The sequence below is a fragment of the Microbacterium luteolum genome, from assembly GCF_039533965.1.
GTDB classification, from domain to species: Bacteria; Actinomycetota; Actinomycetes; order Actinomycetales; family Microbacteriaceae; genus Microbacterium; species Microbacterium luteolum.
In genome coordinates this window covers 2,498,084-2,518,079 of record NZ_BAAAUN010000001.1, presented here as the reverse complement: position 1 = coordinate 2,518,079, position 19,996 = coordinate 2,498,084, and the positions used below count along the sequence as shown (strand labels likewise).

Here is a 19,996-nt window from a genome sequence, read left to right as displayed (position 1 = left end):
GACGAAACGCCGAACGCGGGGGACTCACCCGAACCCGGGGTACTCCTCGAGCTTCTTCTCGAACTCCGCGCGGTCGGCCTCGCTGAGCACGCCGCTGGCGATCACGACGAGCTGCAGCCCCTCGAGCGGCTCCCCGGTGCGCGCGTTCTGCGCCTGGCGGGCGGCCAGGAAACCGCCGTCGGAGTCCTTCGACAGGTCGTAGATGTTCGCGTAGAACCGCAGCGGATCGGGGTAGTTCTCGGTGTAGTACTCCCAGGTGTTCTGGGTGCGCGGATCATCGCTGCCGTACAGCTTCGCGATCATCGACGGGTCGATGCCCGAGTTGGTCGGGTCGTTGAACGAGTAGAGGTCCCACAGGCCGTGCTCGAGCACGACGTCGTCGATCGCGGCCATCACGTCGAGCTTCTGCGCGTAGTCCTGGATCGGCTCGTTCGTCGCCCAGCCCGTGGACGTGAACTCGACGAGCATCGACTCGCCGCCGTAGCCGTTGCGCTCGGGGCGCAGGTCCTCGTCGCCGACCGGCACCCACGTGAACCCGAACTCGGCGGTCAGCCTGTCGCGGATGTCGGCGAACAGTGCGTCGGACTGGGCGCGCACCTCTTCGAGCGACTGCTGGCTCAGCGTCTGCTGCGGGTCGGTGCCCTTGATCGCCGGGTACGCCTCCTCGTGCTTCTGCTCGTCGCTCTTGACGCCCTCGTAGTTGCCGGAGGCGGAGGTCTGCAGGGCGCTCATGCCGCCGACCGTCGCGACGTTGAACAGGATCGTCACGATGAGCGCGATCGCGCCCAGCATCCGTCCTCGCGCGGAGAACAGCGCGGCGATGATCACCGCGACGACCACGAGCTGCAGGGCCAGCATCGTGACGCCGTAGAGGATGTCGGTGCCGCCCGCGACCAGCGTGCCGAGCAGGATCAGCGCGAACAGGACGGATGCCGCCAGCGCGATCCATCCGAGCGTGTTGGCGGGCTTCTTCTCCACGTCGAGCGTCGCGGTGGCTCCGGGCGTCGGCGGCAGCGGAGCCCCGGCCACCGGTGCCTGCTGGCGTCGCGCGCCGCGGTAGCCTCCGGGCGGAGGCACGGGCGGCGCCCCCTCGGTGCCGGCGATGTAGCGCGCCCGCTGCTTCTCGTGATCCATCACCATGGCTTGTCCGTTCCCGAGCTGCCGGGGTCGTCGTTCTGCTGCTGGTCGCGCTCCTGCGTGCCCTGCTCGAGCTTGTCCTGCAGGTCCTCCAGCTTGTCCTCGGACGGCTGCGGCTCCTCGTCCTCGGGCTGCGGCTCCTGCGGCTGCGGCTCCTGCTCCTGTTCCTGCTGCTTCTGCTTGAGCCGCTCCTCGGTGCCCTCGAGCGAGTCCGACATGTCGCGCTCCGGATCCGAGGACTGCTCCTGCGCCTCGTCGCTCTTGCACTCCTCGGGCGTCTCGACCGTGATCGTCAGCGCCTCGCCGTACAGCTGCGCCGCGGTCGCGCCGTCGCCGCCGGCCCGGGCGGCATCGCCCATGCGCTCCACGACGAGGGCGAGGTTGATCCGGACGCCGCACACCTCGAGGCCGTGCGCGAGCTCCAGGGCCTCCTCGAGCTTCGCCCGCGCCTCGGGCAGCTTCTCGGCCGCGCCGAGCGCCGTGCCGATGTTGAAGGGCGCCTTGTACGGCTCGAACCAGTTCAGGAACTCCTGCCCGCGGGCCGAGGCCTCGGAGCCGGCGTAGTCGTCGACCACGTAGGCGGTCACCGCCTGATGCGCGAACGCGTACATGCTCAGCAGCTTGCCGACGAAGAACAGCGCGGCGAGCGTGAGAGGGAGGGTTCCGATCGCGACCCAGCGGCGGATGCTGCGCCGTCGGCGGTTCGACCGCAGCAGCGCCGCGGCCGCCTCGTCCTGAGGTGTCATGACGCACCTCCTTCGCCGGTCGATGCGGGCGTTTCGTCTCGTCGCTGCGCTCGCTCAGGAACCGCGGAACGAGCGCCCTTCGTCTCGCTGCGCTCGCTCAGGGACCGATTGGTACGGGGCGACCGCAGCTGACGGAGTCGCGCGATGAGCAGCGTCGCGCGCGTGAGCTCGACGCCGAGGAGCGCGATGATCACCAGCGCGGCGATCCAGTACAGCTCGGTGACGTTGCCGACCTCGCCGGACTCCGCGTAGCTCGTCGTGGTCGAGGGGGCGTCCGGCAGGGTCGGCGCGGCATCCGCCGTTCGGTGCTGGTACTCGACGCCGAGCTGCTCGGCGAGCGCCTCGAGGTTCTGCTCGTCGATGACCGAGAGCGCATCCTCTCCCTGGTACTCGATGTATCCCTCGTCGTCGTCCACGCCTCCGCCCGTGATGCGCATGGGGCCGCCCTCGGCCGTGCCGTAGCCGAAAACGCCGCCGGCGTCGGTGTACTTCGCGCTGCCGCTGAACGGCTCGGGCGGCGTGTCGACGGTCTGCTCGCCGTCGCCGAAGTAGAACACCATGCGCGAGCGATCAGGGGAGGACTCGGCGGCCGAGGCGAGCGTCTCGGACACCAGCGGCGCGGAGATGCCGATCGAGCTGCCGCGCGACTGGCTGGTCACCTCGGGTCGCAGCACCTCGAGCGAACCCATCAGCGCCGTGGTGTCGGTGGTCAGCGGCATTCGCAGCTCGGCCGCGGCATCGGACGTGATGAGGGCGAACCGTGCGCCCGGGTACTCCTCGACGATGGCCCGCACGTCCTCGCGGACGCCGTCGATGCGGGGCTGCCCGTCGCCCCAGTCCTCCGCCACGATGCTCGCGGTGGTGTCGACCACGAGCACGATGTCGGTATCGGTGGCGAGCGTCTGCGTCGCTCCGCCGGGGATGCCGGGACGCAGCAGCATCACGAAGCAGGCGAGCAGAAGGAGAACGCGCAGCGCCCACAGAGCGCGGGTGCCGGACTTCGCTCCCGCGGTGCCGGAGCCCGCTCCCTGGGTCCCTGAGCTCGTCGAAGGGCCGCCCCCGCGCACGGTCAGCCAGACGGCGAGGGCGATCACGGGCACGAACAGCAGGACGAGCAGCAGCGGATGCAGGACGGGCTGGAAGATCACAGTCTCACCCTCCACAGCACGACGGCGAACGAGAGCAGTGCGACCGACAGCACCACGATCCAGAGGTTCGGGGTGTCGGTCCAGACGACCTGCGCCTCGCCGCGGAGTTCGGTGGCCTCCTGCTCCTGCACCTCGGTCACGATGTCGGACACGGTCGTCGTGTCGCGCAGGCCGTAGGCGGCGCCCCCGGTCGTCTCGGCCGCGGCGGCGAGCTCGGCGCTGACCTCGGCGTCCTTGCCCTGCACCGGATTGAGCGCGAACACGCGCACGCCCTTGGACTTGGCGTAGCCGGCGGCCTCCTCGAGCGTCACGATCGAGGCGCCGTTGATCTCGTTGTCGGTGGCGAAGATCACCGAGCGCGACCGCTCGTCGTCGGGGCGGTCGAAGCCCATGGTGCACGCGGCGAGTCCGTCGCCGATCAGCGAGGCGCCCTCGCCGTTGAGCGTGCCGACCCAGTGCTCGGGGATCTGATCGACGTAGTCGAAGCTCTCCTTGATGCTCGCGAGGTGCTCGCGGATGAAGTCGTAGTCGTCGGTCAGCGGGAAGATCTGCACGGGCGAGCTGTTGAAGATCGTCAGACCGATCCGCTCGCCCTCGAAGTCCTCCAGCAGCTCCTCGAACACGCTCAGCACTTCGACGTCGACTTCGGTCATCGAGCCGGACACGTCGAGGCACAGCATGATGTCGCGGCTGGTGTTCACCGGCTGGATGGTCTGCGACGACATCGGCCGGGCGGCCACCACACCGGCCGCCACGGTCGCCACGGTACCGAGGACGAGGATGCCGGACAGCGCGAGCACCCGCCGCGTCAGCGCCTGGCGGAACGACGGCAGCGCGCGCAGACGCTCTGCGCGGGCGACCCGCGCCCGCTCGCCGGCCTCGCCGCGTCCGGCGCGGCGGAGGCCCAGCGCGAGGCCGATGCCGAGCGCGATCAGCACGACCGCGAGCGCGACGATGATCATCCAGAAGTTGGCTAGTGCCATGTGCGCACCACCGTCCGCGCCGCCTCGGCGCCGGCGATCGGGTCGATCGCCGGTCCCTGGCGGAAGATGCTCGGGTAGTAGTGCCGGCCCATCGCGTCGATGAGCGCGGGGTGCACGCCGCGGGCCTTGAGGTCGTCGAGCGCGAGCACCGGCGCCTCCAGGCCGCTGTACTCGTTCACGAACGTGCGCACGACCCGGCTCAGCTCGAAGTTCGCGTTCCTCGCCGAGAGCTTCCGCTCCCGGTAGTCCGTCTCGACCATCCGGATGCGCTCGAGGTACTCGGTGCGCAGTTGCGAGAGCACGTCGACCGTGAGCAGCGTGGGCCCCTGCGCTTCTCCGGCGGTCGAGAGGGCGCGCCGCGGACGGGTGAGCACGATCAGCAGCCATGCGCCGAGCACCAGCAGGGCGAGGATGCCGATGGCGAGCAGCATCCATCCCCAGCCGTATTGCGCCGGCGGGTAGAGCTCGTCAGATCCCGGCATGAGACCTCCGGTTGAGCAGCTGCAGCAGCTGGGAGACGGCGTCGTCCTGCCCGTCGAGCGCGGCGTGGCTGATCTCCATTCGCTTCAGGGTCTCGGCGAGACGGGCGGCGTCCGCCTCGGTCTGCGCCGTGAGCTCGCGGACGATGCCGAGGTCGCCCTGCACGAAGTCCGGAACGTCCCACCGGCTGTCGACGTCGCTGCGGATGGTGCGCGTGGTGTGGTCGAGCACCGGGTCGGCGTCGCGCACCGTGAGCCACAGTACGTCGTGCTGCACGCGCAGGCGGCGCAGCATCCGCTCCGTCTCGTCGGTGATCGGCGCCTCATCGGTGATCACGACGACGATCATGCGCCGCGAGATGGTGCGCGTGACGTAGGACAGCAGGGCGTCGCGATCGCTCGATGCGGTGCTCTCGTCGATGGCCTTGTCGATCGTGCGCAGGGCGTGCTCGAGCGCGCCCTCGCTGCGTCCTGGCGCGCGCCGACGCACACGCTCCGCGTCGCCGTAGACCATCGTGAAGTCGTCGCCGTGGCGCAGGGCGAGCACCCCGAGAACGCCGGTCGCGAGGATCGCCAGATCCTTCTTGGACTTCTCGTCGTGAGCGAGCGCGGCCATCGAGCGCCCGGTGTCGACCACGAACATGATCGTGTGCATGCGCATCGCGCGATGGCGCTTCACCAGCGGAGCACCCAGTCGCGCGGTCGCCCGCCAGTCGATGTCGCGGACCTGATCACCGTACTCGTACTTGCGCAGGTCCTCGAAGTCGAGGCTGCGCCCGTGCAGCAGCGACGCGTAGGCGCCGTCGAGCGCGTGCAGCGACTTGCGCGACGAGTGGATGAAGAGCTTGCTCTTCACCTGCGTGATCAGGCTGGGCATGGCGGGTCAGGGAGTCGGCACGGCGGCGAAGATCTCGTCGATGATCTCCTCGCTGCGGATGCCCTCGGCGTCGGCCTCGAACGTGAGGAGCAGACGGTGGCGCAGCACCAGGTGGCGGAGCGCCCGGATGTCCTCGGGCAGCACGTGCGCGCGGCCGTTCAGCAGCGCGAGAGCCCGCGAGGCCTGAAGGAAGGCGATGCTCGCGCGCGGGCTCGCCCCGTACTTGATGAGGCGTGCGCGCTCCTCGCCGATGTACGGCGCGGGGTTCCGGGTCACATAGGCGATCGACACGATGTAGTTGCGGATCGCGGGGTCGACGTAGACCCGGCTCGCGACATCCTGCAGCAGGTGCACGTCGTCGAGGGTGACCGCGCTCGTCACGTGACGGTCGGGGTCGAGCACGCCCGAGTCGATGCGGCTGAGGATCTCGAACTCCTCGGCCGGGCTCGGGTACTCGACGATCTCCTTGAGCAGGAAGCGGTCCATCTGCGCCTCGGGCAGCTCGTACGTGCCCTCCTGCTCGATGGGGTTCTGCGTCGCGATCACGAGGAACGGCTTCGGGAGGTGATGGATCTCGCCGCCGATCGTGGTCTGGTGCTCCTGCATCGCCTCGAGCATGGCGCTCTGCGTCTTCGCGCTCGAGCGGTTGATCTCGTCGAGCAGCACGAAGTTCGCGTGCACCGGGCCGAGGACCGTGCGGAACGTGCCGGTCGCCGACTCGTAGATCTGGCTGCCGGTGATGTCGCTCGGGAGCAGGTCGGGCGTGCACTGGATGCGCTTGAACTGCGCCTTCACGGTGTCGGCGAGAGTGCTGGCCGCCGTCGTCTTGGCGAGACCGGGCACGCTCTCGAGCAGGATGTGGCCGCCGGCGATGAGCGACACGAGCAGGCTCATCCGCAGGCGGTCCTGACCGACCATCTTCGCGGAGTAGGAGTCCGAGATGACCGTGAGGACGGCGGCTGCGCGGGACATCTCGGCGTCGGTGGGGGCGCCCTGGTTCTTCGACCCGGACACGCCCGCCGTCGTGCTTGCGCCCTGGGTCCCTGAGCCTGTCGAAGGGGCGGGAGGAGGCGGCGGGGGCGGCGGCGCAGAGCTCGCCTGCGGGTCCTGCGTGTAGGGCTCGTTCATGTGGTGGCTCCCTCAGTCACACGGGGACCACGCGTCACGGCCATCCCCCGCGCACCAGCGTAATCGCATCCGGGCCGGAGTCCGGCGGGCAGGGGTGCCCGGGTCAGGCGGAGACGGCGGGGCGGGTGCCGCGCTTGCGGCCGACCCAGACCACGAGGGCAGCGGCGCCGATGATGATCGCAGCGATCAGGAGTACGTAGAGGCTGACGGCGCCGTAGCCGCCCGGCTGGTGCGGGTCGAGGAACGGGTAGGGGTACCAGTACGGGTTCCCGGTCGCCGGGGCGATGATCAGATTCGCGCGGACCAGCGTGTAGACGACCCACACGATCGGGAAGATCGCGGCGAGGAAGATCGTGTTCCAGCCGAGCGCGCGCCGCCGCGGCGCGAACAGCACGTCGAGCAGCAGCAGCAGCGGGATGACGACGTGCAGCACCTCGTTGGACCAGGGGACCGTGACGCCCTGAGGCAGCGGCACGCCCCTCAGGAGCGTGTTGTAGACGATGCCCGTCACGATCATGTACGTGCTCGCGCAGACGAGGAGGATCGCGAGCCAGCGCGGTTCGGGATCGGTGTTGTCGCGGTTGCGGAGCGCCCAGATCGCGGCGATGGCGAGCACGATCGCGGCCAGGAGGTTCGACTCGATCGTGAAGAAGCTGAGGAAGTTCGCGGCGACCGTGGGAATGTGGCTGCCCCACTCGGTGGTCGCCGCGAGCCCGTTCTCGATGGAACGGCTCAGCTGCGCGATGATCGCGGCCAGGGCGAGTGCGGATGCCGCGAGTCGTGCAAAGGGCCACCAGGTCGTCATTGTTCGCCTCCGCCGGTCACTGTAGCGGAACCCGTGTGTAGACCGTCGTACCGGTATATCGATAGTGTTCCAGCGGGGACGCGCACGATGCACGGCGGAGGGCGCATGAGCGAGAGCGGGACCGGTAACAGCAGCGCAGAGGCTGCGACGCGAACGCGCCGATTCCGCGGAGGCGGGCTCAGCATCCAGTCGAAGCTGCTGATCATGCTCCTCGCGGTGAGCCTGGTCTCCTCGGTCGTCGTGGGAGCGATCGGGTTCATCAACGGCCGGCAGTCCTTGCACGACGCGGCCGTCGATCAACTCATCACGATCCGCTCGATGAGAGCGGTCGAGATCACCGAGGCGATCGATGACGTCAAGCGCGAAGCCTCCCTGCAGTCGCGGAACCTCAGCGCGCAGACGCTCTCGAACACGATGAACGCCGCGTGGGACGAACTGCAGCAGCAGGTGGTCACCGACGAGCAGTCCGCGCAGCTCGAGGCCTACTACGCCGACACCTTCATCCCGACGCTCGAGGCGCGCGCCGGAGAGGAGTACGGCACCGAGGCGTTCATCCCCGAGTCGAACGCCGGTCGCTACCTGCAGCTGCAGTACACGACGAAGAACGAGGACTTCGACGCCGACTTCGACGAGCTGCTCGTGACCAACGACAGCGGCGACGGCACGAGCTACGCGGCTGGGGCCGAACGATACGGCGACTACTTCACACGGCTGGTGCAGCAGGCCGGTTACGAAGATGCGCTGCTGCTCAACCTCGACGGTGACGTCGTCTTCTCCGCCTACAAGGGCATCGAACTGGGCACGAACGTGAACACCGGTCCGTATCGCGACACCGTCTTCGCGCAGACGTACCGCGACACGATCGCGACCAACTCGGTCGACTCCATCGGGCTGACCGACTTCGAGCGCTGGATCCCCTCGCTGAACATCCCCACGATGTGGGTCATCTCCCCGGTCGGCAACGACAGCGGCATCACGGGCGCCATGGCGCTCCAGGTGCCGGTCGACACGATCAACGCCGTGATGACCGGCAGTGAGGGATGGAAGGCGCAGGGCCTCGGCGACACGGGCGAGGTGTACCTGGTAGGTCGCGACGACCTCATGCGCAGCACCTCCCGACGTCTGGTCGAAGATCCCGAGGACTACGTCAAGCGGCTCATCAGCGGAGGGATCGCTCCGACGATCGCCAACCGCATCGGCGAGGTCAAGGGGACCGTGCTCTTGCAGCCCGTCGACACCTTCGCGGTGTCCGAGGCGCAGGCCGGACGCAGCGGCACGGTCATCGGCCGCGACTACATCGGCGGCGACAGTGTCACCGCCTACGCGCCCCTGGAGATCGACGGGCTCGACTGGGTCATCGTCGCGCGCATCGACACCGCAGAGGCGTTCGAGCCGGTCAACGACTTCACGCGCAACGTGCTGCTGTCGCTGCTCGGCATCATGCTCGGCGTCTCTCTGCTCTCGCTGCTCCTCGCCCAGGTGTTCACCCGTCCGATCCATCGGCTCGTCGGTGCCGTGCACCGCGTCGCGGAGGGCGACCTCGACGTGCAGGTCCCGCAGGGCTCGCGCGACGAGTTCGGCGACCTCGGCAGCGCGTTCAACGACATGGCGTCGAGCCTGCGGATCAAGCAGGACCTCATCGACGAGCAGCAGAAGGAGAACGAGAAGCTGCTCCACACGCTGATGCCGGAGAGCGTCGCGACGAAGTACAAGCAGGGCGACGAGGCCATCACCGAGGCGCACGAGAACGTGTCGGTCGTCTTCGCCGAGCTGGTCGGATTCGACGATGCCGTCCGCGGCAAGAGTGCGGAAGAGGAGATCGGACTCCTCAACACGCTCATGCGGGGCTTCGACGAGGCAGCCGAGAAGGCCGGGGTCGAGAAGGTGCGCACGCTGCGCGGCGGGTACCTCGCGTCGTCGGGACTGATCGTGCCGCGCGTGGACAACATCCGCCGCAGCGTCGAGTTCGCCCGCAACCTGCTGGGCGTGCTCGAGCGCTTCAACTCCCAGCACGGGACCCAGATCGGGTTGCGCGCGGGCGTCGACGCCGGCACCGTGACCAGCGGCCTCGTCGCGCGCACGAGCCTCGCCTACGACCTGTGGGGCGATGCCGTGAACCTGGCCTACCGGGTGCGCTCGGTCACCGGCGAGCCCGGGATCTACGTGAGCCAGAACGTGCGCGACCGCACGCAGGAGCTGGTCACCTACGTCGAGGCGGGGACGGTGGAGACCCAGGGCCGGACCGAGACCGTCTGGAAGGTGGTCTGACCGTGGCCGACGCGTTCGAGGACGGCTGGGCCTGGTGGGTGATCGGGCTCGCCGTCGGCGTGCCCGTGATCCTCGTCGTGCTGACCGAGATCATCGGAACGCTCACGCGTCGAGGCAATCCGGTCGCCAAGCCGCTGCGGATGCTGCGTAACGGCGTCGTGCCGGTCGGCGCGCTGTTCGGGCTCCTGGCGTTCGCGATCCAGTCGCCGGCCGATCAGGTGTGGACGCGCGTCGTCGCGACCGTGTTCGGCTTCCTCGTCATCCTGCTCGTGCTCTCCGCCTTCAACGTCGCACTGTTCGCCAACGCGGAGAAGGATTCCTGGCGCGGGCGCATCCCCACGATCTTCGTCGAGATCGCGCGGCTGATCCTCGTGGGCGTCGGGCTCGCGCTCCTGTTCTCCTGGGTGTGGGATGCCGATGTCGGCGGCCTCTTCACCGCTCTCGGCGTCGGGTCGATCGTGATCGGCCTCGCGCTGCAGAACGCCGTGGGCGGCGTGATCTCGGGGCTCCTGCTTCTCTTCGAGCAGCCGTTCAAGATCGGCGACTGGCTCGACGCAGCGGGCGTGAAGGGCCGGGTCGTCGAGGTCAACTGGCGTGCCGTGCACATCGAGACCGGCGGCGGCATCCAGATCGTCCCGAACTCGTCGCTGTCCGGAGCCTCGTTCACGAACATGAGCGAGCCCGAAGGGCCGTACTCCGCCGAGACGCCGGTGAAGTTCTCTACCGATGATCCGCCGCACGAGGTCATGTCGCTGCTGGTCGCGATCGCGGATGCCCTGCCGATGAAGCTTCCGCGCGAGCGCGCCACCGTGCACTACTCGGGTGCCGGTGCGTATGCCGTCTCGATCCCGGTCGCCGGGCCTGCCGACGCGTCCCGTGCGCTCTCGATGTACCTCTCCTGGCTCTGGTACGCCGCGCGTCGCCGCGGATTCGCGCTCGACGGGGATGCGACCGACCCGCTCGCCGAACCTCAGCGTCTGGTCGAGGCGATGGCCGCGATCGCGCCGACGCTGCATCTTCGCGATGACGACATCGAGGCCGTGACCGCGGGTGCGCGCCTCGAGCGCTACGGCGTCGGCGAGACGGTGCTCGGCAGCGGCATCGTCCCCGACGAGGTGCGCGTGGTCGTCTCAGGCCGGGCCGTGCTCGCGATCGAGGCCGACGGCGGCCGCATCGAGTTCGCCAGCGCCGAGAAGGGCGACATCGTCGGGCACACCGCCCTCACCCGCGAGCGTACCCAGGCGGTCACGATCGCCGGCGAGGTCCTCACGGTCGTGGTGCTGCCGCTGTCGACGGTGGATGCACTGATCCAGAGCCGTCCACGCCTGGCGGGCGAGATCGGCGAGGCGCTCGAGCTCAAGCGCACGCTGGCCGCCGCGCGGCTCGCCGAGCTCGGCATCGCGCGGAACGTCATCGGCGAGCGCTGAGCGCAGCACCGTCGGTCTGCTTCCGGTCACGCGTCCCGGCGCCGCCAGCGCATGCGGGTGACGAGGACGCCGAGCAGGCACAGCGCGCCGCCGAGGAACATCAGCGGTGTCGGCACCTCGCCCAGGATCGCCCACGACATGAGGATCGCGATCGCCGGCACCACGTAGGTGGTCGCCGAGGTCTGTCCCGCGGTGCTGCGCTGCAGCACATACGCCCAGGTGGTGAAGGCGATCGCCGTCGGGAAGATGCCGAGGTAGACGACCCACAGCGTCGCGTCGAGCGGTGCGGTCTGCAGGGCGCCGATGAGGCTGCCCGTCCACGGCAGCAGTGCGATCGTTCCGGCCGCGGCACCGAGCCAGGTCAGCGTCGTCGCGTCGGTCCCGGCGGTGAGGAGGCGCTTCTGCAGGAGCGTGCATCCGGCGTACATCACCGCAGCCAGGAGCGCGAGCAGCAGCCCGGTGATGTCGGGTCCTTCGCTCGTGGACGAGTTCATGCCGATGAGCACGACGCCGAGGAAGGCGATCGGGGCCCCGATCACGAGGGGCTTCGGGAAGCCCTCGCGCAGGAACAGTCCGCTGAAGACGACGACCATGAGCGGCGCGAGGTTCACGACCATCGCGGCGGTGCCGGCATCGAGGGTGCGCTCGGCGGCGTTCAGCGCCAGGTTGTAGACGCAGAACCATCCGACGCCCCAGACCGCGATCAACCACCAGTGGCGGCGCTCCGGGAGACGGATGCCGTGGCGCACGGCGAGGATCGTCAGCACGACCGTGCCGACGGCCATGCGCAGGAGGGCGAGCGCACCGGGGTCGTAGTGCGGTCCGGCACCCCGGATGCCGATGAACGCGGACGCCCAGAGGACGACGGTCACGAGGGCTGCGAGGAGGACGAGCGGACCCTGCTTCTTGGATGCGTCGGCGCTCGCGCGAACGCCGGCGTCGCCGGATGCTGCTTGTGGCATCCCCCGATCCTGACAGGGGCCTCCGACATTCGTCGATCGGCCGGACCGACAGCATCCGTCGCTTTCCCGCCACGTCCCGCCGAGGCCGTCCTGGTCGCAGATTCGGTCGCTCGCAAGCGGCCGAGGCGGCGCATACTGCGACCGGAGCCGCGCCCACCGGCACGAACTGCGACCGGAGTGCGACGCGAACGCCCCGAAACAGCCCCGAAACCCCCTCCCGATAGGATGGGACCGCCCGAAGAGGGCCAGCTCATCGGCCGGTGCAAACCCGGCGAAAGCAGGGGGGACACCCATGCCAGGAATCGTGATCGTCGGCGTGCAGTGGGGCGACGAAGGAAAGGGCAAGGCCACCGATCTTCTCGGTGAGCGCACCGATTGGGTGGTGAAGTTCAACGGCGGCAACAACGCCGGGCACACCGTCGTCGTCGGCGACGAGAAGTACGCGCTGCACCTCCTGCCGTCCGGCATCCTGTCTCCCGGCGTGACGCCGGTGATCGGCAACGGGGTCGTCGTCGACCTCGAGGTGCTGTTCTTCGAGCTCGAGGCGCTCGCCGCCCGCGGCATCGACGTCTCCCGACTGAAGGTGAGCGCGAACGCGCACATCATCACGCAGTACCACCGCACGCTCGACAAGGTCACCGAGCGCTTCCTCGGCAAGCGGATGATCGGCACCACCGGCCGCGGCATCGGCCCGGCCTACGCCGACAAGATCAACCGCGTCGGCATCCGCGTGCAGGACATCTTCGACGAGAACATCCTGCGGCAGAAGGTCGAGGGCGCCCTCGACCAGAAGAACCACCTGCTGGTCAAGATCTTCAACCGTCGCGCGATCACCGCCGACGAGGTCGTCGAGGACCTGCTCTCCTACGCCGACCGCCTGCGCCCGATGGTCGCCGACACCGGCTACCTGATCGCCGAGGCTCTCGGACGCGGCGAGGTCGTCGTCTTCGAGGGAGGCCAGGCCACGATGCTCGACATCGACCACGGCACCTACCCGTTCGTGACCTCGTCGTCGGCGACCGCGGGCGGTGCTGCGACCGGCTCCGGCGTCGGCCCCGGGGCCCTCGACCGCATCGTCGGCATCGTCAAGGCCTACACGACCCGCGTCGGCTCGGGCCCGTTCCCGACCGAGCTGTTCGACGAGCAGGGCGAGTGGCTGCGCAAGCAGGGCTTCGAGTTCGGCACCACCACTGGCCGCCCGCGCCGGGTGGGCTGGTACGACGCGCCGATCACCCGCTACGCCACGCGCATCAACGGCATCACCGACCTCGTGCTGACCAAGCTCGACATCCTCACCGGTCTCGAGCAGGTCCCGGTCTGCGTCGCCTACGACGTCGACGGCGAGCACTTCGACGAGGTGCCGGTGAACCAGACCGACTTCCACCACGCGAAGCCGGTGCTGGAGTACTTCCCGGGCTGGAGCGAGGACATCTCGACCGCGCGCACCTTCGAGGATCTGCCGCAGAACGCCCAGGACTACGTGCTGGCGCTCGAGAAGATGAGCAACACGCGCATCTCCGTGATCGGCGTCGGCCCCGAGCGCGACCAGGTCATCGTGCGCCACGACCTGCTCGACTGATCCCGGGAGCGACCGCATGACACGGTTCTGGCTCGGCGGCTACGGCCCCGCGATGGACGGGCAGGCCGACGGCATCGGCCTGCTCGCCGGCGACGAAGGGCGCGAGGCCACCACGCTCGCCTACCGCGGCGCGGTCGCCGAGACGCCGTCGCCGTCGTGGCTGGCGCAGCATCCGTCTCTCGACGTCGTCTACGCGGCGCTGGAGGCGGACGCCCAGGTGCAGGCCTTCGCACGCACCGGCGAAGCAGCGCTCTCCCCGCTCGGCGACCCTGTCGCGGTCGGCGAGAACGTCTGCCACCTGGCCGTCGCCCCGAACGGCGCTTTCCTGATCGCGAGCTGCTACGGCGACGGACGCGTGGTGCGGATCGGTCTGGACGCGGCCGGCCGCCTCGTCCCGGCGCACGGGAAGGCGGATGCCGCGGCGGCGCTGCGCGCAGCCCTGTTCGGCGATGAGGACCCGGACGCACCGGCGGCGACCCCTCCGGGCGACGGCGTCGCCGCATCCGACCCGCACGCGGCCGGCGCCGACCGGGTATCGCACGCGCACGCCGCGGCGTTCCTGCCCGACGGCCGCATCGCCACCACCGACCTCGGGTTCGACCTCGTGCGGTTCTGGAAGCAGAGTGCGAACGGGTTGATCCTCGATCATGAGGTGGTCCTGCCGCTCGGCACCGGGCCTCGCCACATGGTCGTGCACCCCAGCGGACACCTGCATGTCGTGACCGAGTACTCGTGCGAGGTGTTCACCCTCGCCGCGGGTGTCGATGGCACCTGGCGCGTCGTGTCGTCGACCCTGTCGAGCCCGATCGCCGAGATCGGCACCGACTTCCCGGCCGAGCTCGCGCGCTCCCGCGACGGGCAGTTCCTCTACACCGCGCTCCGCGGCAGCAACACGATCGCGACCCTGCGGGTGCGCGGCGGCGGCGAGGCCCTCGAGTCGGTCGCGCTCGCCGACTCCGGCGTCGACTGGCCGCGCCACCATCTCGTGCACGAGGGCAAGATGCTCGTCGCCGGGCAGCGCTCCGACACCGTCACGCTGCTCGACCTCGACGAGCGCACGGGCGCGGCGCTCGGCATCCGCCACGAGGCCCAGGTGCCGGCGCCGACGCACTTCCTTCCCGTGCGCTGATCCCACGGACTTGACCTCAACCTTTGTTGAGGTCTTATCGTCAGGTCTCATGACCACGGAAACAGGAGCGGTGCCGACGACGCGCACCGACGCGCCGAACCCCGCCCCGCCGCGCATCATGAGCAGCGAGTACCTCTGGATCACGATCGGCGCGTGCGCGCTCGTGTTCCTCGGGGCCTTCGAGTCGCTGGCCGTGACGACCGTGATGCCCACGGTCAGCGCCGACCTCGACGGCGAGCGGCTGTACGCGCTCGCCTTCGCCGGGCCCTTGGCCACCAGCGTGATCGGCATGGTGATCGCGGGCAACTGGTCGGATCGCCGGGGTCCCGTCGCGCCGCTGTACACGTCGGTCGCCATGTTCGTCGTCGGGCTGCTCATCGCGGGCCTCGCGCCGAGCATGGAGATCCTCGTCGCCGGGCGCTTCGCCCAGGGGTTGGGCAGCGGAGGGCTGATGGTGGCCCTGTACGTGGTCGTCGCCCGGGTGTACCCGCAGGCGCTGCATCCCGCCGTCTTCGCCGGGTTCGCCGCGGCCTGGGTCATCCCGTCGCTCATCGGCCCGACGGTGGCGGGCGCCGTGACGGAACTCTGGAGCTGGCACTGGGTCTTCCTTGGCGTGGTCATCCTGGTGCTCGTCGCCCTGTTCATGGTGATCCCCGCACTGCGCGGGCTCTCGAACGACGGAGATGCGACGACGCCGTGGGCGTTCGGGCGGCTCGGCTGGTCGGTGCTGGCAGCCGTGGCGGTGCTCGCCCTGAACCTGGTCGGGGACATCCCCGGAGTCGGCACGGCGCTCGCGGCCGTCGCGGTCGTGGTCGCGCTCATCGCCGTGCGGCCGCTCGTGCCCCGCGGCACGCTTCGAGCTCGTCGAGGGCTGCCCTCTGTCATCCTCGTCCGCGGGCTCGCCGCTGCCGCCTTCTTCGGTGCGCAGGTCTACCTGCCGTACCTGTTGACCGACCGCTACGACCTCACCCCGACGCTCGCCGGGCTCTCCCTGACCGGCGGGGCGCTCGCCTGGTCGGCCGCCGCGACAGTGCAGGGGCGGATGGGCACGCGGCTGTCGAGCATCACCGCGGTGCGGGTGGGGACGATCCTCGTCCTGATCGGCATCGCCCTGACCGTCGCGACCGCCGGCTTCGGCTGGGATGCCGCGATGATCGCCGTCGCCTGGGTCGTCGCGGGAGTGGGGATGGGACTGATGAGCCCCCGCACCAGCGCGTTGACGCTCTCGATGTCGACGCCCGAGAACCAGGGCTTCAACAGCGGCGCGATGACGGTCGCCGACTCGTTCGGCAGCGCGCTGGCGTTGGCCGTGACCGGGACGCTCTTCACCGCCGTCGCCGCGGTCGCGGATCCGTTCACCGCTGTCTTCGCCCTCGCGGCCGTCGTGGCTGTCGCCGCGGCTGTGCTGGCGCCACGGATGAGGACGCGGGCCGGAGCGGATGAGACGCACGAGGAGGTCGGCGCATGAGCGCGGATGCTGTGACGGAAGTCGAGTCGCGGACCATGCGGGCGGTCGTGCAGCGGACGTTCGGGGGGAGTGAGGTGCTGCAGGTCGAAGAGGTGCCGCTGCCCGAACCCGCGGAGGGGGAGGTGCGTGTGCGCATCGCCGCCGCCGGTGTGCACGCGGTCGACACCGCCATCCGTCGCGACGCCGGTCCGCCGTCGATGCCGAGACCTGTGCTTCCGATGACGCCGGGGCGCGAAGTTGCCGGTGTCGTGGATGCCGTGGGGCCGGGCGTCGACGCGGCTATCGTCGGATCGCGGGTCGTCGCCCACGTGGGCTTCCGCAGCGGCGGATACGCAGAGTTCGCGCTGGCACCGGTCGAGTCCCTCCACCCCGTCCCCGACGGCGTGACCTTCCCGCAGGCCGTCGCCACGATCGGCACCGGACGCACGGCTCAGCTCGTGCTGGATTCCGTGGAGATCGGGCCGGAAGACGTCGTCGTCATCCCCGGGGCATCGGGCGGCCTCGGAAGCCAGCTCGCGCAGCTCGCCCTGTCGGTCGGGGCCACGGTCGTCGCACTGCACGGCGGCGAGGCGAAGCGCGCCGTGGTCGAGCAGCTCGCACGCGGCGAGAGGCTCGCCGGAGGCCGACTGCTGCCGCTGGACGCGACCGATGAGTCGTGGCCGGCGCGGATGGCCGAGCTCCTCGGCGAGCAGCAGCCCTCGGTCCTGCTCGACGGCGTCGGCGGCGCGACGGGTCGAGCAGCGCTCGAGACACTCGGCCGCGGGGCCCGCGTCGTGATCATCGGCTGGTCGAGCGGCGAGGTTCTGCGCCTCGACTCCGACGACATCGTCGAGCGCTCCCTCACCGTCACCGTTCCGCTCGGACGAGCTCTGCCGGACCTGCGGCTGCTCGAGACCCGAGCGCTCGCCGCGGTGGCGGAAGGGCGTACCGTTCCGCCCGTCGACGAGTATCGACTCGAGGATGCCGCGGCGGCGCATGACGCCATCGAGCAGCGTCGGCAGCGCGGGAAGGTCGTGCTGGTGCCGTAGTGTGCTGGCTCTTCCGCGGTGTGCGGGCTCAGTCAGGGGCCGGTGAGCAGGAGGGCCGCGTTGTGACCGCCGAAGCCGAACGAGGTCGACAGGATCGCGTCGACCGGATGCGATCGCTCGGTGTCGCGGACGAAGTCCCAGCCGTCCGCGGGATCGGACAGGTTGATCGTCGGTGGGAGCAGCTGGTCGCGCAGGCTCATCGCGGCGATGACGGCCTCGACGACGCCGGCCGCGCCGAGCAGGTGTCCGGTGGTGGACTTGGTCGCCGTGAGCGGGACGGCCGGCGCACGACGGCCGAGCGCATTCCGCAGCGCGACGAGCTCGGCGTCGTCGCCGAGGACCGTGCCCGTGCCGTGCGTGTTCACGTGATCGATCTCGGATGCGGCGACACCGGCATCCGAGAGGCAGGCTTCGATCGCCCTGGTCGCGCCGGCGGCCACAGGGTCCGGGGCCGTGGCGTGATGCGCATCGCCGGTCGCGCCGAACCCGGCCACCGTCGCGACCGGTCGCGCACCGCGCCGCCTCGCGAGGTCTCCGGCCTCGAGCAGCACCGCGGCCGCGCCCTGCGACATGACGAAGCCGCGGCGTGCGCGGTCGAAGGGCCGGGAGGCCGATGCCGGTTCGTCGGCGAAGCCCGTGACCACGGAACGGAGGTTCGCGTGCGCCGCGAGATGCAGCGGACCGAGGCAGTCGTCCATCCCGACGACCAGCACGGCATCCGCGTATCCGTGACGGATCCGCCGGAGACCCTCCCCGATCGCGACGGCACCGCTCGCGCAGGCCGCGGTGACGGCGTGGGTCTGGCCGAGGATTCCGTATCGACGGCTGAGGACGCCGGCGACGGCATCCGCCGTTCCGTAGACCGTGAGTCCCGGCGGCACCGCGCGGGGGCCGCGTTCGCGCAGGGTCGCGTCCGCGCGCAGCACCGCGTCGACCGGTCCGGAGCCCGTGGCGACGACCACCTGCACCTCAGGCGGGCTCCACGGAAGGCCGAGGCCCGGCGTCGCGCCCGCGGTCGTCATGGCCTCGTTGGCCGCGGTGATCGCCCACTGCTGCATCGGCGTGAGGTGGCGGACGAGCGGTGCCGGAAGTTCGACGGGAGCCGCGAAACCGCGGACGACTCCGCCGACCTGCACCGATCCGGAGAGCTCCGGCGGCAGGCGGGTGATGCCGCTGCGTCCGGCCCGCACGGACGCCCACAGCGCCGGTGCCGTCTGGCCACTGGGGGTCACGGCGCCGACGCCCGTCACGACGGCGGACCTCCGGGCGCTCATCGTCGCCCCTGTCCACGGACGATGAGCTCGGCGACGGCGGCGCGGCGGACCTTGCCGCCGGAGGTCCGCGGAAGCTCCGGCAGGGCGTACCAGCGGCGAGGAACGGATGCCGGGGCCAGCCGGTCGCCCGCCCAGGCGCGCAACTCCGCCCGGGGCGGCGCCTCTCCCTCGACGACCAGCGCGATGCGCACGCCGAGAGCAGGCTGAGCCTCGGCGATCGCGCACACGACGCCGAGCTGGGGCATGCCGTCGAACGCACGCTCCACCTCGTCGAGCGCGACCGTGTGCCCACCCGTGGTGACGACGTCGCCGCGTCTGCCGACGAAGGTGAAGTCCCGGCCCCGCAGGTGACCTTGATCGTGCACGCTCGCCCAGCCGTCGGCATCCGTCAGCGATGACGTCGTCGTGCCGGGGAGGTATCCGGTCGAGCAGGAGCGCGAGCGCACCCAGAGAGTGCCGAACGCGCCGAGCGGCAGCACCGCACCGTGATCGTCGCGCACCTGCGCCTCCACCTGCGGATAGAGACGGATCATCTTTCCCCCCGCACGATCGTCGCCGATGAAGCCGAGCTCGCCGGTGCCGAAATAGCCGGTGGCGTCGGCGCCCGGGAGTGCTTCGGCGATCCGGGCGCGGGCGTGCGATGAGAGCGCCGCGCCGCCGGTGATGATCCGTTCGATGCCGTCGTATCGTCGGGGTTTGCGGGTCGCGGCGTCGGCGAGTGCGTGCAGTGCCGCGGGTACCGTGACCAGGCGCGTGATGCCCTCGTCGCGCACGCGGGAGGTGAGCCACAGCTCCTCGAGGCGGTCGGCGACGTGCAGCCGGCCGCCGGTCGCGAGGACCTCGAACAGCGTGTACAGGGTCAGGCTGTACGACATGGGTCCGGGCGCGAAGGTGGCGATGTCGTCCATCGCACCCAAGTGACGGAGGGAGACGTCGATGTTCGCCGCGTACTGTGCCCGCGTCTTCAGGAAGGCCTTGGGCGCCCCGGTCGTCCCCGAGGAGGTCAGCAGGAGGAACGGGGCGTCGTCGGCGCTCGGCGTCGGGTCGGCCGGCAGCCGGTCGGTCCGCATCAGCTCGGGGAGGCCGAGGATCAGCCCGGGCCAGTCGTCGGCGCGCAGCGCATCCCGCAGGGCGGGCGAATCCGTGATGACGACGGTCGCCCCGGTCGTGGCGAGCTGCTGCCTCTGCAGCGAGACGGGCCCGTGCGCGTCGATCACGGTGACGATGCGGTCGCCGGCCTCCGCCGCCACGACGAGGCGGGCGGTGTCGAACGCGGTGGTCAGGCAGACGGCGACGATCGGCGGCAGGGCGGTGCCGACCGCGGTGCCCCGGAGCAGGTGGTCGAGGGCCGTCGAGATCCGCTGCGACTCCGCGTAGAGCTCGCCGTACGTCAGGCGGGCGTCCTTCGCGACGATCGCGGATCGGGCGGGGTCTTCGACGGCGAGACGACGCAGCGTCGGGGTGATGGACGTGATCGCTCCTCGGGCGGGTTTGCAGGACTTCGATGACGCCCCCTACTCTAGTGAACACCGTTCAGGTGAACAGTGTTCAGGAGGAT

General features: G+C 70.3%; 17 protein-coding genes. 6 read left to right on the top strand and 11 right to left on the bottom strand.

Annotation, left to right across the window (positions count from 1 at the left end):
* Positions 1-24: 24 nt before the first annotated feature.
* From ABD648_RS12145 to ABD648_RS12110, 8 genes are all read right to left on the bottom strand, one after another.
* Complete coding sequence (locus ABD648_RS12145; RefSeq protein WP_282215218.1) at positions 25-1,140, bottom strand: hypothetical protein; 1,116 nt, start codon at positions 1,138-1,140, stop codon at positions 25-27.
* Positions 1,134-1,883, bottom strand: a complete 750-nt coding sequence (locus ABD648_RS12140; RefSeq protein ID WP_282215217.1) for a hypothetical protein — start codon at positions 1,881-1,883, stop codon at positions 1,134-1,136. Before ABD648_RS12140 ends, ABD648_RS12145 begins: the two co-directional genes overlap by 7 nt.
* Positions 1,880-3,031 (bottom strand): VWA domain-containing protein, encoded by a 1,152-nt coding sequence (locus tag ABD648_RS12135; protein ID WP_282215216.1) that lies wholly within the window; start codon positions 3,029-3,031, stop codon positions 1,880-1,882. The genes ABD648_RS12140 and ABD648_RS12135 overlap by 4 nt, the downstream gene beginning before the upstream one ends.
* Positions 3,028-4,014: a VWA domain-containing protein gene (locus ABD648_RS12130; protein WP_282215215.1), complete on the bottom strand. Its 987-nt coding sequence runs from the start codon at positions 4,012-4,014 to the stop codon at positions 3,028-3,030. The genes ABD648_RS12135 and ABD648_RS12130 overlap by 4 nt, the downstream gene beginning before the upstream one ends.
* Complete coding sequence (locus ABD648_RS12125) at positions 4,005-4,496, bottom strand: hypothetical protein (protein WP_282215214.1); 492 nt, start codon at positions 4,494-4,496, stop codon at positions 4,005-4,007. The genes ABD648_RS12130 and ABD648_RS12125 overlap by 10 nt, the downstream gene beginning before the upstream one ends.
* Complete coding sequence (locus tag ABD648_RS12120; protein WP_282215213.1) at positions 4,483-5,370, bottom strand: DUF58 domain-containing protein; 888 nt, start codon at positions 5,368-5,370, stop codon at positions 4,483-4,485. Before ABD648_RS12120 ends, ABD648_RS12125 begins: the two co-directional genes overlap by 14 nt.
* Positions 5,371-5,376: 6 nt before the next feature.
* Complete coding sequence (locus tag ABD648_RS12115) at positions 5,377-6,342, bottom strand: AAA family ATPase (RefSeq protein WP_282217544.1); 966 nt, start codon at positions 6,340-6,342, stop codon at positions 5,377-5,379.
* Positions 6,343-6,601: 259 nt separating this feature from the next.
* Entirely contained in the window at positions 6,602-7,303 is a 702-nt protein-coding gene (locus ABD648_RS12110) for a Pr6Pr family membrane protein (protein WP_282215212.1), read from the bottom strand.
* A 105-nt stretch (positions 7,304-7,408) separates the two neighbouring features.
* Between ABD648_RS12110 and ABD648_RS12105 the strand changes: the two genes are divergently transcribed.
* Together ABD648_RS12105 and ABD648_RS12100 are read left to right on the top strand one after the other, a co-directional pair.
* Complete coding sequence (locus tag ABD648_RS12105) at positions 7,409-9,571, top strand: adenylate/guanylate cyclase domain-containing protein (RefSeq protein WP_282215211.1); 2,163 nt, start codon at positions 7,409-7,411, stop codon at positions 9,569-9,571.
* A 2-nt stretch (positions 9,572-9,573) separates the two neighbouring features.
* Positions 9,574-10,998 carry a mechanosensitive ion channel domain-containing protein gene (locus tag ABD648_RS12100; protein WP_282215210.1) on the top strand — a complete coding sequence of 475 codons (1,425 nt, stop codon included), beginning with the start codon at positions 9,574-9,576 and terminating at the stop codon, positions 10,996-10,998.
* Positions 10,999-11,024: 26 nt separating this feature from the next.
* Here the strand turns inward: ABD648_RS12100 and ABD648_RS12095 are convergent, their stop codons facing one another.
* Positions 11,025-11,960, bottom strand: coding sequence for a DMT family transporter (locus ABD648_RS12095; protein ID WP_282215209.1), 936 nt, complete (start codon positions 11,958-11,960; stop codon positions 11,025-11,027).
* A 292-nt stretch (positions 11,961-12,252) separates the two neighbouring features.
* On the opposite strand from ABD648_RS12095, the gene ABD648_RS12090 reads away from it, so the two are divergent.
* From ABD648_RS12090 to ABD648_RS12075, 4 genes are all read left to right on the top strand, one after another.
* Positions 12,253-13,539, top strand: a complete 1,287-nt coding sequence (locus ABD648_RS12090; protein WP_282215208.1) for an adenylosuccinate synthase — start codon at positions 12,253-12,255, stop codon at positions 13,537-13,539.
* Positions 13,540-13,555: 16 nt separating this feature from the next.
* Complete coding sequence (locus tag ABD648_RS12085; RefSeq protein WP_282215207.1) at positions 13,556-14,668, top strand: lactonase family protein; 1,113 nt, start codon at positions 13,556-13,558, stop codon at positions 14,666-14,668.
* Positions 14,669-14,786: 118 nt separating this feature from the next.
* Positions 14,787-16,136, top strand: coding sequence for an MFS transporter (locus tag ABD648_RS12080; protein WP_282217543.1), 1,350 nt, complete (start codon positions 14,787-14,789; stop codon positions 16,134-16,136).
* The gene (locus tag ABD648_RS12075) at positions 16,133-17,164 is read left to right on the top strand and encodes an alcohol dehydrogenase catalytic domain-containing protein (protein WP_282215206.1); all 1,032 of its coding nucleotides are present in this window, start codon (positions 16,133-16,135) and stop codon (positions 17,162-17,164) included. The genes ABD648_RS12080 and ABD648_RS12075 overlap by 4 nt, the downstream gene beginning before the upstream one ends.
* Positions 17,165-17,196: 32 nt before the next feature.
* Here the strand turns inward: ABD648_RS12075 and ABD648_RS12070 are convergent, their stop codons facing one another.
* Complete coding sequence (locus ABD648_RS12070) at positions 17,197-18,438, bottom strand: beta-ketoacyl-[acyl-carrier-protein] synthase family protein (protein ID WP_282215205.1); 1,242 nt, start codon at positions 18,436-18,438, stop codon at positions 17,197-17,199.
* Positions 18,435-19,853 carry an ANL family adenylate-forming protein gene (locus tag ABD648_RS12065; protein WP_282217542.1) on the bottom strand — a complete coding sequence of 473 codons (1,419 nt, stop codon included), beginning with the start codon at positions 19,851-19,853 and terminating at the stop codon, positions 18,435-18,437. Before ABD648_RS12065 ends, ABD648_RS12070 begins: the two co-directional genes overlap by 4 nt.
* Between the last annotated feature and the right edge of the window lie 143 nt (positions 19,854-19,996).

What these genes read in the sequence shown, in the direction of transcription:
- ABD648_RS12110 (WP_282215212.1), bottom strand. Translation starts at nt 7,303, where the DNA reads ATGACGACCTGGTGGCCCTTTGCACGACTCGCGGCATCCGCACTCGCC.
- ABD648_RS12075 (WP_282215206.1), top strand. Translation starts at nt 16,133, where the DNA reads ATGAGCGCGGATGCTGTGACGGAAGTCGAGTCGCGGACCATGCGGGCG.
- ABD648_RS12105 (WP_282215211.1), top strand. Translation starts at nt 7,409, where the DNA reads ATGAGCGAGAGCGGGACCGGTAACAGCAGCGCAGAGGCTGCGACGCGA.
- ABD648_RS12120 (WP_282215213.1), bottom strand. Translation starts at nt 5,370, where the DNA reads ATGCCCAGCCTGATCACGCAGGTGAAGAGCAAGCTCTTCATCCACTCG.
- ABD648_RS12145 (WP_282215218.1), bottom strand. Translation starts at nt 1,140, where the DNA reads ATGGTGATGGATCACGAGAAGCAGCGGGCGCGCTACATCGCCGGCACC.
- ABD648_RS12070 (WP_282215205.1), bottom strand. Translation starts at nt 18,438, where the DNA reads ATGAGCGCCCGGAGGTCCGCCGTCGTGACGGGCGTCGGCGCCGTGACC.
- ABD648_RS12140 (WP_282215217.1), bottom strand. Translation starts at nt 1,883, where the DNA reads ATGACACCTCAGGACGAGGCGGCCGCGGCGCTGCTGCGGTCGAACCGC.
- ABD648_RS12090 (WP_282215208.1), top strand. Translation starts at nt 12,253, where the DNA reads ATGCCAGGAATCGTGATCGTCGGCGTGCAGTGGGGCGACGAAGGAAAG.
- ABD648_RS12125 (WP_282215214.1), bottom strand. Translation starts at nt 4,496, where the DNA reads ATGCCGGGATCTGACGAGCTCTACCCGCCGGCGCAATACGGCTGGGGA.
- ABD648_RS12080 (WP_282217543.1), top strand. Translation starts at nt 14,787, where the DNA reads ATGAGCAGCGAGTACCTCTGGATCACGATCGGCGCGTGCGCGCTCGTG.
- ABD648_RS12130 (WP_282215215.1), bottom strand. Translation starts at nt 4,014, where the DNA reads ATGGCACTAGCCAACTTCTGGATGATCATCGTCGCGCTCGCGGTCGTG.
- ABD648_RS12115 (WP_282217544.1), bottom strand. Translation starts at nt 6,342, where the DNA reads ATGTCCCGCGCAGCCGCCGTCCTCACGGTCATCTCGGACTCCTACTCC.
- ABD648_RS12085 (WP_282215207.1), top strand. Translation starts at nt 13,556, where the DNA reads ATGACACGGTTCTGGCTCGGCGGCTACGGCCCCGCGATGGACGGGCAG.
- ABD648_RS12095 (WP_282215209.1), bottom strand. Translation starts at nt 11,960, where the DNA reads ATGCCACAAGCAGCATCCGGCGACGCCGGCGTTCGCGCGAGCGCCGAC.